At 69.1% G+C, this 11,978-nt stretch carries 9 protein-coding genes; 7 read left to right on the forward strand and 2 right to left on the reverse strand.

The features are described 5' to 3' along the window. The 7 genes from QZ772_RS09230 to QZ772_RS09260 form a co-directional block, all read left to right on the forward strand. Nucleotides 1–1,724 (forward strand): FUSC family protein (locus QZ772_RS09230; protein ID WP_295525045.1); only part of this gene is annotated, 1,724 nt, incomplete at its 5' end. A gap of 56 nt (nt 1,725–1,780) precedes the next feature. Then, on the forward strand, nt 1,781–2,893 hold the full coding sequence (locus tag QZ772_RS09235; protein ID WP_295525047.1) for a mechanosensitive ion channel domain-containing protein: 1,113 nt from the start codon (nt 1,781–1,783) through the stop codon (nt 2,891–2,893). Nucleotides 2,894–3,016: 123 nt separating this feature from the next. After that, nucleotides 3,017–3,988: a Bug family tripartite tricarboxylate transporter substrate binding protein gene (locus QZ772_RS09240; RefSeq protein ID WP_295525050.1), complete on the forward strand. Its 972-nt coding sequence runs from the start codon at nt 3,017–3,019 to the stop codon at nt 3,986–3,988. A gap of 197 nt (nt 3,989–4,185) precedes the next feature. Beyond that, the gene (locus tag QZ772_RS09245) at nt 4,186–4,698 is read left to right on the forward strand and encodes a hypothetical protein (RefSeq protein ID WP_295525052.1); all 513 of its coding nucleotides are present in this window, start codon (nt 4,186–4,188) and stop codon (nt 4,696–4,698) included. Between the two features lie 58 nt (nt 4,699–4,756). Continuing rightward, complete coding sequence (locus tag QZ772_RS09250) at nt 4,757–7,576, forward strand: PAS domain-containing sensor histidine kinase (RefSeq protein ID WP_295525055.1); 2,820 nt, start codon at nt 4,757–4,759, stop codon at nt 7,574–7,576. Between the two features lie 243 nt (nt 7,577–7,819). Next, nucleotides 7,820–8,449 carry a TRAP transporter small permease subunit gene (locus QZ772_RS09255; protein ID WP_295525058.1) on the forward strand — a complete coding sequence of 210 codons (630 nt, stop codon included), beginning with the start codon at nt 7,820–7,822 and terminating at the stop codon, nt 8,447–8,449. Nucleotides 8,450–8,468: 19 nt separating this feature from the next. Further along, the gene (locus tag QZ772_RS09260) at nt 8,469–10,325 is read left to right on the forward strand and encodes a TRAP transporter large permease subunit (RefSeq protein WP_295525061.1); all 1,857 of its coding nucleotides are present in this window, start codon (nt 8,469–8,471) and stop codon (nt 10,323–10,325) included. 195 nt (nt 10,326–10,520) lie between these two features. On the opposite strand, the gene dctP is transcribed toward QZ772_RS09260, so the two are convergent. Then, a complete protein-coding gene (dctP, locus tag QZ772_RS09265) occupies nt 10,521–11,603 on the reverse strand; it encodes a TRAP transporter substrate-binding protein (RefSeq protein WP_295525064.1) in 1,083 nt (360 codons plus the stop codon). Between the two features lie 150 nt (nt 11,604–11,753). Beyond that, the coding region (locus QZ772_RS09270) for a transketolase C-terminal domain-containing protein (protein ID WP_295525067.1) at nt 11,754–11,978 on the reverse strand (225 nt) is incomplete at its 5' end.

The following is an 11,978-nucleotide window of genomic DNA, read 5'->3' on the forward strand; positions in this document are numbered from 1 at the left end:
CCGACCTGCTGCTGTCGATGGCCGGGCTGATGCGGGCGCAGGCGCGGCAGTTCCGCGCCAGGGACGAATCCAGCGACGTGCGCGAGGTCGACGCGCCCGCGCTGGGCGCCATGCTCCGCGCGCAGGCGGCGCTGGCCGACCAGTTGCAGTCCACCCGCGATCTGGTTTTCGAGTCGCCCCGCACGCCCTACCGCCAGCGCCTGGCCGGCATGCTGCTGACGGTGCTGGAGATGCGCGACCACCTGCTGGCCAGTGAACTCGACCTGGAGACGCTGCGCAGCCATCCGCGGCACGGCACGCAACTGGCGGCCATGCGCAGCGTGCTGGAGGCCATGGCCGACGACGTCGAAGCCCTGGCCGATGCCCTGCTGCAGATGCGTCGGCCCGCGGTCATCGCTGACCGTCGGCAGGCGCTGGCTGCCATTCCAGCGGACGCCGACGAGACCACGGCTTATGGCGGCCCCTCGCCCGGCCAACTGGCCCGCGGCCTCGCCAACCGCCTGGCCCATCTCAACGACGAGACGGTGCGCCTGGCCCGCCTGGCGCGCGGCGACGAGGCACCCGCCTTGGCCGTGGTCCGCGCCCACTGGCAGGTCTTCGTCAGTCCCACCGAATGGTCGATCCGGCCCTTCCTCGCGCTCTGGCGCTGGGACGCGCCGCCGCTGCGCCATGCCATCCGCGCCGCGCTGGCACTGGCCACTGGCTACGTCATCGCCGTGCTGATGCCCTGGGGCTCGCACGACTACTGGATCCTGCTCACCATCGTGGTGGTGCTGCGCGGCAGCCTGGCGCAGACGCTGGAGCGGCGCAACCAGCGCGTGGCCGGCACGCTGGTGGGCAGCCTGTTCGCCGTGGCACTGCTGGCCACCCATCCCGGCCCGGTCGAGCTGCTGCTGGCCATGACGGCCGCGCAGGCCTTCGCCCACGGCTTCGCGGTTCGCAAGTACACCCTGACTGCCGTGGCCGCCACGGTGCTGGGGCTTGTTCAGGCGCACCAGCTGTATGCCGGCGCCGCGCCCACCTTCGCGCTCGGGGAGCGTATCGCCGACACGCTGATCGGCGCCGCGCTGGCGTGGGCTTTCTGCTATGTGCTCCCATCCTGGGAGCGCACGCAGATTCCGGCGCTGGTGCGGCGGACGGTGGCGGCGCAGGCCCGGCATGCGCGGCTGTCTCTGTCGCTCGGCCAGCTGCATGCCCTGGAGACAGCCCCTGAACTGGAATGGCGGCTGGCGCGCCGTGAGGCCTTCGATGCCCTCTCGGCGCTGGTGCAGGCGACGCAGCGCTCGCTGTCTGAGCCACGTGCCGTGCAGCCGCCGCTGGAACCGCTGGAGCGCCTGCAGGCTCACAGCTACCAGCTGCTGGCGCAGCTGTCGGCGGTGAAGTCCATGCTCGTGCTGCGGTACGACCGGCTGGATCCGTCGCAGGTCCAGGGTCCCCTGGAGCGCGCCGCGCGGCGCATCGACGAGGCGATCGGGCCTCGTCCCGCCGGCGCACCCGAGCGGGCGGAGCCGGCGGATGCGCCGGATACCACCCCGGCAACCTCGCTGTCCTCCGGGCCGGTGCCCCTGCCGGACCCCTTCGATCAGGACATCAGCCCCTGGCTGTTGCGCCGGCTCGACCTCGCCGCGGGCATTGCCATGCAGATCAAGGCGGATGTGGCGCAGATCCTGCGCGACCCCGCCATGCTGCCGGCGAGCCCTTCTCAGCAACCCCGCAGCGCCTGACTGCGGTCGCCGGCCCACGCCGGCCCACCGCCTGCGCTGCCGCATGGAGATGCCGAATGAACCTGCAAGCCATCCTGGCCCTGCCCTGGACCCAGACCCTGATCGCCGCCGTGGTGGCGGTGGTCATCGCCCTTGTCATCTTCCGCGTGGGCCGCGCCGTGCTCATGCGCGTGACGCGGCCACTGCCGGTGGTCCACATGGTGGTACAGGCGGCCCGCGCGCCCGCCAGCGCCGTGCTGCCGTTGCTGGCCCTGCAGACGGTCTGGCAGGCCGCGCCGGATGACCTGGAGTTCATCGGCAACACCCGCCACCTCAACGGGCTGCTGCTGATCGTGTCGCTGACCTGGCTGGTCGTGCGGCTGATCGGCGGACTGGCGGACGGCATCATCGCCCGCCATCCGGTGGACGTGGCCGACAACATGGCGGCGCGGCGCATCCTGACCCAGGCGCGCGTGCTCTCGCGCACGGCGATGGTGGTGGCGGTGATCATCGGCGCGGCCATGGCGCTGATGACCTTTCCGGGCGCGCGCCAGGTCGGCGCCAGCCTGCTGGCCTCGGCGGGCGTGATCGGGATCGTCGGCGGTCTGGCCGCCAAGCCGGTGTTCAGCAACCTGATCGCGGGCATCCAGATCGCACTGACCCAGCCGATCCGTATCGACGACGTGCTCATCGTCGAGGGCGAATGGGGGCGCGTGGAAGAGATCACCGGCACCTACGTGGTGCTGCGCATCTGGGACGATCGCCGCCTGATCATTCCGCTCAACTACTTCATGGAGAAGCCCTTCCAGAACTGGACGCGCAACAGCTCGCAGCTGCTGGGCTCGGTGTTCCTGTTCGTGGACTATGGGATGCCGCTGGCGCCGCTGCGCGCCGAGGTGGAGCGCGTGGTCAAGGCCGCGCCCGAATGGGACGGCCGCTTCTTCAACCTGGTGGTGACCGATGCCACCGAGCGCACCATGCAGCTGCGCATCCTGTGCACCGCCGCCAGTTCGGGCCTGGCCTGGGACCTGCGCTGCCGGGTGCGCGAGGGCGTGATCGACTTCATGCAGCGCGAGTACCCGCAGTTTCTGCCGCGCATGCGGGTGGAAGGCGAGCTGTCGCGGGCGCCGCGCGAACAGGCGGGTGAGGACATCGGCGCACGCCCGATGGCGCAGCCGGGCGCCGTGTGATGCCCGGCGGCCCTCGTGTCGTCGCAGCACCGCGTCTTCCACCCGGCAACGGCGCCTGACGACCCCAGCGGGTGCCCTACAGTCGCCGGAGCCTCACTCCAACCAAAGCAAAGAGAGACTCCCATGCGCCACCGCAGAACCTTTCACCGCCTCGCCGCGGCCCTGGCCCTGGCCGCTCTCGCGGGCACCGCTGGCGCCCAGCCGGCCCTCGACGGCCCCTTGCGCATCGTCGTCGGCTATGCCCCCGGCGGTGCCACCGACCGCGTCGCCCGCATCGTGGGAGACCGCCTTGCCGCCAGGCTCGGCGTGCCCGTGGTGGTGGACAACAAACCCGGCGCCGGTGGGCGCCTGGCGGCCCAGCAGGTCAAGAACACGCCGGCCGGCCAGAACGTGATCATGGTGGCGAACCCGGCGGTCATGGTGGTCGCGCCCCTGGTCTTCAAGGACAACGGCTACGACCCCGAGCGGGACTTCCAGCCGATCTCCAACGTCAACAACTACGAATTCGGTCTGGTGGTGGGCAGCGCGGTGCCGGTCAAACAGCTGTCGCACCTGCTGGCCTGGATGAAGGCCAACCCCGAAAAGGCCAACGTGGGCGTGCCGGCCACCGGCAGCCTGCCGCACTTCTTCGCGCTCATGCTCGGCCAGAAGGCGCAGGTGAGGACCGAGGTCGTGGGCTACCGCGGCTCCTCGACAGTGATGACCGACCTCATCGGCGGTCAGATCCCGATCGCCGTCGACACCTTCGACGTGCTGCTGCCCCAGCACGAGGCGGGCAAGGTGCGCATCCTGGCGGTCTCGGGCGCCAAGCGCTCGGCCTTCGCGCCCGACGTGCCGACTTTCAAGGAAGCCGGCCTCGACATCACCGCGCTGGGCTGGAACGCCTTCTTCGCCCCGGCCTCCATGCCGCGCGAGAAGGTCGACCGCCTGGCGCGCGAAATCCATGACGTGATGCAGGAGCCCGACACCCAGCGCAAGTTCACCGACGCCCGGATGCTGCCGGTGGTGAGCACCCGCGCGGAGACCGATGCGATGGTCAAGGCATTCCGTGCCCAGTGGGCGCCGGTGGTCAAGACCTCGGGCTACCAGCCATGAACGGCCCTACCTTCCTTCACCGACATTGATGCGAGAACGTGCCGCGGTGCCCGGAAGCCCGCTGAATCACTGGCGGGAACCCATCTCTAGTTTCTAGAATCTTTTGCAAACCCGGCCCGGCCGAGCCTTGGCGCTGCGGCCGCAGCCGCTCCGACAGGGGCGGCGGTGCGGGTGCAAACAGGATTTGGAGGACGGCCATGCAACAGCTTGATTTCGGCCGCTGGGAACACTGGATGCTTGCATCGGCCGTGATCATGGGCCTGCTGGCGCTCGCCTGGCGTCTCTGGGACGGGTCGCGCGCCTGGCGCCAGCGCCACCACCGCATCGATGCGGCGCGCTCGCGATCCGGCACGCTGGCCATGCCGCTGGAGTCCGGCGGCCATCGTGAAAGCGCGGTCGCGCCGGCGTCGGCGCCCGCGGCACCCAAGCCGCAGGCCAACGCCGCGCTGTACGACAACCCGCATCCGACGCTGCGCATCCAGTACACCGACATCTACGGCCAGGCCTCGGACCGGGTGATCACGGTGGAGCGACTCGACCTGTATCGTCAGGTCATCGTCGCGCGCGGCACCGAGCGCGAGGACCTGCGCACCCTGTCGCTCGGCCGCATCCGCATCGCCCGCGAAGCCGGCTCCGGCCTGCCCTTCAGCCTCAACGCCTGGATCGAGCGGATGCGCAGCAAGAACGCCACGCCGAGTCACGACGCGTGATCCGCTGACAGCGGCGCCGCAGGGGCGCCACCATAATCCGGCCGCACTTCAGCGACCTATGCGCCCTGCATCCGTCCCCACCCACTGGCCCTTCGTTCAAGGTGAGTGCGCCGGTCTGGCGCGCACGCTGACCGCTCACCGCTGCCCCCTGGGGCCGCCCGAGCAATGGCCGCCGACGCTGCGGATGCTCATCGACATGATGTTGCCGTCGCAGGCCGAAGTCGTGCTGTTCTGGGGCGAGGACTACATCGCCTTCTACAACGACGCCTACGCGCCCACCATCGGCAACAAGCATCCCAGCGCCTTCGGCCGGCCGGCGCAGGAGCACTGGAGCGAGCTGTGGGACGACCTGCGCCCCCTGCTCGATCGAGTGCTGCACTTCGGCGAAACCGTGGCCGCGCAGGACCGCCCCTTCCGCATCAACCGGCACGGCCAGATGGAGGACGTCTTCTTCGACATCTCCTATTCGCCCGTGCGCGAGCACGACGGTCGCGTCTGCGGCGTGCTGTGCATCGTCAAGGAGACCACCGCCCGGGTGAACGCCACGCGCCGCCTCGCGGCCAGCGAGGCCCATCTGCGCGAGATGGAGGAGCAGTGGCGACTGGCCCAGGCGGCCGGCGGCGTAGGCGTGTTCGTGCTCGACATTCCGGCCGACACGATCACCGCATCGCCCGGTTTCTACCGCGCCTTCGGGCTGCCGGCCCATGCCACGCCGGTGCCGTCGTCCGTGGTGGAGGCCTTGAAGCTGCCGGGCGAATCCGAGGGCATGTCCGACACCCGCAGCCGCAGCGATGGCAGCGCGCCGCTGGAAGTGGAATACCGCATCCGCCGTGCCGACGATGGCCGGCCGCGCTGGATCTGGCGCCGCGCGGAGATCGTGCGCGACGCCACCGGCACGCCGCTGCTCATGCGCGGCGTGGTACAGGACGTGACTGTCCGGCATCTCGCTCAAGCCACCCTGCGCGAGAGCGAAGCGCGCTTCCGCGCACTGGCGCAGGCGGTGCCCAACCAGGTGTGGACCGCTGGCCCCGATGGCGCGCTGGACTGGGTCAACCAGCAGGTGCTCGACTACACCGGCGCCTCGCCGAACGAACTGTTGGGCCACGGCTGGCTGTCCACGCTGCATCCCGAGGACCGCGCCACGATGCGCCTCGCGTGGACGCAGGCCAGCACGACCATGATGCCCTACAGCACCGAACTGCGCCTGCGCCGCCACGACGGCGGCTGGCGCTGGCAACTGGTGCGGGCGCAGCCCGTGCAGGGCGGTGAAGGCGGTGTGCGCTGGATCGGCACCACCACCGACATCGAGGACCAGAAGGCCGCGCAGGCCCAGCTCGAGGCGATGAACTCCACCCTGGTTCAGCGCGTGGAGGAGCGCACGCGAGACCGCGACCGGCTGTGGCAGCTCACCACCGATGTGATGGTGATCGCCGACCTGGGCGGGCGCATCCTGCATGTGAATCCCGCCTGGTATGCCGTGCTCGGCTGGCGCGAGGAAGAACTGCTGGGCGAGCACCTGCTGGATTACTCGCATCCGGAGGATCGCGCGGCTGCCGAACGCGAGTTCGAGCGCCTCGGGCTGGGCATTCCCACCCTGCGCTATGAGGGCCGCATGCGCCACCGGGATGGCAGCTACCGCACCCTTTCCTGGACCGCGGTCCCTGATGCCCCCTGCCTGCACGCCGTGGGCCGTGACGTGACGGCGCTGCGCGAGTCCGAGGCGCGGCTGCGCCACAGCCAGAAGATGGAGGCCATCGGCCAGCTCACCGGCGGCATCGCGCACGACTTCAACAACATGCTCCAGGGCATCACGGGCGCCATCGAGGTCATGCGGCGGCGCGTGGCCAAGGGCCAGACCGAGGGGCTGGAGCGCTTCATGGACAGCGCCACGCAGTCGGCCAGCCGCGCGGCCTCGCTGGTACAGCGGCTGCTCGCCTTCTCGCGCCGGCAGTCGCTCGACCCCAAGCCGCTGGACGTCAACCATCTGGTGCGCTCGATGGAAGAGATGCTGCGCCGCACGCTGGGCGAGCATGTGCGGCTGGACGTCGCCCTGGACACGCAAGCCTGCCTGGCGGTCGGCGACGAAAGCCAACTGGAGAGCGCCATCCTCAACCTGGCCATCAATGCGCGCGACGCCATGCCTTCGGGCGGGTTGCTGCGCATCGGCACGGCGCATCTGGCGGTGAAAGACGGCGAGGTGGAGCCGCTGCCTCCCGGCCACTACGTCCGCATCACCGTGGCCGACACCGGCAGCGGCATGCCCCGTGACGTGCTGGCCAAGGCCTTCGATCCCTTCTTCACCACCAAGCCCATTGGCCAGGGCACCGGACTGGGGCTGTCGATGGTCTACGGCTTCGCGCAGCAGTCGGGCGGGCATGTGCGCATCGACAGCGTGCCGGACCAGGGCACGCGTGTGGACCTCTACCTTCCCTGCTCCGACAAGCCCCCCGCGGAGCATCCAGCGGCCCCCGGCGATGCCGGCAGCCCGCTGGCGACCGAGGGCGAGGTCGTACTGCTGGTGGAGGACGACCCCGGCGTGCGACTGCTGGTGCGCGAGGTGCTGACCGACCTGGGCTTTCAGACGCTGGAGGCCGCCGACGGCCCTTCGGCGCTGCCCATCCTGCAGTCGAACCGCCGCATCGACCTGCTGGTGAGCGATGTGGGCCTGCCCGGCCTCAATGGCCGGCAGGTGGCGGAGATCGGCCGCCAGCAGCGGCCCGGCCTGAGGGTTCTGTTCATGACCGGCTATGCCGCGCGCGCCGCGATCCGGTCGGAGTTCCTCGCCCCGGGCATGGACATGATCGCCAAGCCCTTCGCCGTCGACGAGCTGGTGCAGCGCATCCGTGCCATGGCCGGCCGAGGCCCGACCGAGCGCTGATCCCGGGCACGCCCGGACAGCGCAGGACGACGGGAACCGCTCCGCCGAACACCGCGCAGCCCGTCGCCGGGCACGCGCAGGCCGGCACCGCGGCAGGCCCGCACTGGCTGGGGGTTCGCCTCATGGCCGGCGTGGCTCGGGCCCTTAGAATCCGCCCGCCTTTCGCACCCGGCTCGCGGCCCACAACGCCAGCGCGCCGGGTGTCTTCGTATCTGAAAGGCCCAATTCAAAAATGGAGTAGACATGCAAGGCTTGCTGAGGCTCTCGCGCGCCATCGACTGGCTCAATGCGCAGGTGGGCAAGGTCGTGATCTGGCTGATCATGGCATCAACAGCCATCAGTGCACTCAACGCACTGGTGCGCTACATCTTCAACACCAGTTCCAACGCCTTCCTCGAAGTGCAGTGGTACCTGTTCGCCTGGTCCTTCCTGGTCGCCGCGGGCTTCACGCTGCTCAACCGCGAGCATGTGCGCATCGATGTGCTCAACAGCCGCCTGCCCAAGAAGGCGCAGATCTGGATCGACATCGTCGGCTTCGCGCTCTTTCTCACGCCCGTGTGCCTGCTGGTGCTGTACTACACGGTGCCCATGACGATGCAGAAGTTCGCCTCGGGCGAGATGTCGGGCAACCCCGGCGGGCTGATCCGCTGGCCGGTGTGGCTGGCGCTGCCGATCGGCTTCACGCTGCTGCTGCTGCAGGGTTGGTCCGAGCTGATCAAGCGCATCGCCTTCCTCACCGGCGACGGCCCCGACCCGACGGTCAAGCCCGGCGAGAAGACCGCTGAGGAAGAGCTGGCCGAGGTGCTGCGCCAGCGCACCGAGGCCGAGGCCCAGATCGACAACGCGGCCGCCACGGCGCCGCAGGCCCGCTGAACCCGACGGGAGCTCGCACGTGGAATTCATCACCGCCAACTTCGCCCCGATCATGTTCGCGGGGCTCATCTGCTTCCTGCTGCTGGGATTTCCGGTGGCCTTCAGCCTGGGCGCCTGCGGGCTGACCTTCGGCCTCATCGGCATCGAGCTGGGCGTGTTCCAGTCCTCGGTGATGGCCTGGCTTCCGCAGCGCCTGATCGGCATCATGGCCAACGACACGCTGCTGGCGGTGCCCTTCTTCACCTTGATGGGGCTGATCCTGGAGCGCAGCGGCATGGCCGAGGACCTCCTCGACACCGTCGGCCAGGTCTTCGGGCCGATGCGCGGCGGCCTGGCGCTGGCCGTGGTCTTCGTCGGCGCGCTGCTGGCCGCCACCACCGGCGTGGTGGCCGCCTCGGTCATCTCGATGGGCCTGATCTCGCTGCCCATCATGCTGCGCTACGGCTATGACCGCCGCTTCAGCAGCGGCGTGATCGCGGCATCGGGCACGCTGGCCCAGATCATCCCGCCCTCGCTGGTGCTGATCATCATGGCCGACCAGCTCGGCAAGAGCGTGGGCGATATGTACAAGGGCGCCTTCGTGCCGGCCTTCATGCTGGTGGGCTGCTACGTGATCTACGTTGCCTTCCTGGCCATCTTCCGGCCCGCCAGCGTGCCGGCGCTGCCGCCCGAGGCCCGCATCTACCGCGAGCCCGACGGCAGCGGCGGCTACCGGTCGCTGCTGGTGCTCATGGTCATCTCCTTCGTCGTGTCGGTGCTCGTCGCGCGACACCTGACCGACGTGCACAGCTGGTGGAGCGGCCAGGTCGTCACCTCGGTCGCCACCGACGAGAAGGTGGTGGTCGCCATGTGCGGCGGCACCTTCGTCGCGCTGCTGATCGCCCTGCTCAACAAGTACCTGCGGCTGGGGCTGCTGTCCCGCCTGGCCGAGCGCGTGACCTTTGTGCTCATCCCGCCGCTGCTGCTGATCTTCCTGGTGCTGGGCACGATCTTCCTGGGCATCGCGACGCCAACCGAAGGCGGCGCGATGGGTGCCATCGGCGCGCTCATCATGGGTTGGGCCCGCGGGCGCCTGGACATGAAGCTGCTCAAGCAGGCACTGGCCGCCACCACCAAGCTCGGCAGCTTCGTGATGTTCATCCTGATCGGCGCCACCATCTTCAGCCTGGTGTTCCAGGCGGCGGATGGCCCGGTCTGGGTCGAGCACCTGCTGGCCAGCCTGCCCGGCGGCCAGGTGGGCTTCCTGGTCGCGGTGAACCTGCTGATCTTCTTCCTCGCCTTCTTCCTGGACTACTTCGAGCTGTCCTTCATCGTGGTGCCGCTGCTGGCGCCCGTGGCCGACAAGCTGGGCATCGACCTGATCTGGTTCGGCGTGCTGCTGGCGATGAACATGCAGACCTCGTTCATGCACCCGCCCTTCGGCTTCGCACTGTTCTTCCTGCGTTCGGTGGCACCGGACAAACCGTACGTGGACCGCGTGACCCGCAAGGTGATGCAGCCTGTTACCACCATGCAGATCTACAAGGGGGCGATCCCCTTCGTGCTGATCCAGCTGGTGATGGTCGGCGTGATGATCTCCTTCCCGGGTCTGGTGACGGGCAGCCTCGACAAGGCCCAGAATTACGACCTCAAGAGCATCGGCGATCAGATGCGCGAGAGCCTGAAGCCCGAGGGTGGCGACGCGTCGCCCGATGCGGGCTACGGCAGCGGCGAAGAGCCCTATGGTGGCACGCCGCCCGCGCCAGGCGGCGACCCGGCGCCCGCGGCACCGGAGGCAGCGCCCGCCACGCCCGATGCCGGCGCCCCCGCGTCGACGCCGGACGATCCGGTGAAGGCCATGGAAGAAGCGCTGAAGCGGGCACAGCCGTCCAACTAGCGTTGCCTGCGCGCCTGCATGCAACGCGGGCGCTTGTGCCGAACGCCATGCCTTGCGCGACGTCGGCGCAGGCCTCGGCGGCCTCACCGCTGGCCACCACGACAGACGTGAAAAAGCCGCGCATTGCGCGGCTTTTCTTTCTGGGCATCGAGCGATCGAGCCCGCCATTCGGCAGGCTCGACGCCCTCAGCTTCGTCAGATCTTGACGCCGTTCATGTACTGGTTGAACGGGTACTCCGAGAAGCGGTTCCACAGGATCTGGTCGCGCTGGAAGGCGCGCATGCTCTGGTGGATGGCCTTGAACTCGGGCGACTTGGCTTCGTGGTCGGCGAAGACCTCCATCGACGACTTGAAGCCCGCGTCCATCACGGCCTTGGGAAACGCCTTGAGCTGGGTCTTCTCGGCCACCAGCTTCTTGAGCGCGATGGGGTTGTAGGCGTCGTACTTGGCGGTCATGTCCGTGGCGGCCACGGCCATCGCGGCGTTGAGGATCGCCTTGTTCTCGTCGGACAGCGCATTGAACTTCTTCACGTTGATGAAGAACTCCAGATCGGCGCCGCCTTCCCACCAGCCGGGGTAGTAGTAGTAGGGTGCGACCTTGTTGAAGCCCAGCTTGGCATCGTCGTAGGGACCGACGAATTCGGCGGCGTCCAGCGTGCCCTTTTCGAGCGCCTGGTAGACGTCGCCGGCCGGCATGTTCTGCGGCACCACGCCGAGCTTCTGCATGGCTTCGCCGAACACGCCGCCGCCCATGCGCATCTTCAGACCCTTGAGGTCCTCGACGGTCTTGATCTCCTTGCGGTACCAGCCGCCCATCTGCGTGCCGGTATTGCCGGCGCTGGCGGTCTTGAAGTTGTACTTGGCGAAGAAGTCGTCGAGCAGCTTGCGGCCACCGCCGTAGTCCTTCCACGCGGTGTTCTGGCGCGCGGTCAGGCCGAAGGGCACGGCGCAGCTGAAGGCGAACACCGGGTCCTTGCCGGTGAAGTAATAGGCGGCGGACTGCGCCATCTCGATGTTGTCGCCCTGCAGGGCGTCGACGACGCCGAAGGCGGGCATCAGTTCACCGGCGGGGTGCACGGTGATCTCGAACTTGCCGCCGGACATGGCCTTGATCGTCTTGGACAGCATTTCGGCGCTGCCGAAGATGGTGTCGAGCGAGCGGGGGAAGCTCGATGCGAGGCGCCAGCGCACCGCGGCCTGCGCGTGCACCGCTGGCGCCACACCGGCGGCCAGGACACCAGCGAGGCCGGCATTTTTGATGATGGAACGACGATCCATGAGCTTTGACTCCGTTGAACAGCTGAAATACGAACGCGGCCGGTGGCCGCGTTGTCGACTCTGAAGAGGGCCGATTCTAAAAAGATGCACCCGGCGGCCCCGTGGGGTTTCCCCTTGCGGTGCCCGGAACGCGCCCGCGCAGCGCGCGGTTCAGGCAGTGCCGAAGCGCGCCTCGATGGCGCTGCGGATGCCCGCGGCATCCAGCCCCAGACCGGCCAGCAGGCGAGCGGGATCCCCGTGCTCGATGAAGCGGTCGGGCAGGCCCAGTTGCAGCACGGGGCGCTGGATGCCCGCAGCCTGCAGCGCTTCGAGCACGGCACTGCCCGCACCGCCCATGATGGCGCCCTCCTCGACCGTCACCACTGCCTCGTGACT

This window comes from uncultured Pseudacidovorax sp. (assembly GCF_913773995.1).
Taxonomy (GTDB): domain Bacteria; phylum Pseudomonadota; class Gammaproteobacteria; order Burkholderiales; family Burkholderiaceae_C; genus Xenophilus.

Coding starts and splice junctions, on each gene's coding strand:
- QZ772_RS09235 (WP_295525047.1), top strand. CDS start 1,781: ATGAACCTGCAAGCCATCCTGGCCCTGCCCTGGACCCAGACCCTGATC.
- QZ772_RS09240 (WP_295525050.1), top strand. CDS start 3,017: ATGCGCCACCGCAGAACCTTTCACCGCCTCGCCGCGGCCCTGGCCCTG.
- QZ772_RS09245 (WP_295525052.1), top strand. CDS start 4,186: ATGCAACAGCTTGATTTCGGCCGCTGGGAACACTGGATGCTTGCATCG.
- QZ772_RS09250 (WP_295525055.1), top strand. CDS start 4,757: ATGCGCCCTGCATCCGTCCCCACCCACTGGCCCTTCGTTCAAGGTGAG.
- QZ772_RS09255 (WP_295525058.1), top strand. CDS start 7,820: ATGCAAGGCTTGCTGAGGCTCTCGCGCGCCATCGACTGGCTCAATGCG.
- dctP (WP_295525064.1), bottom strand. CDS start 11,603: ATGGATCGTCGTTCCATCATCAAAAATGCCGGCCTCGCTGGTGTCCTG.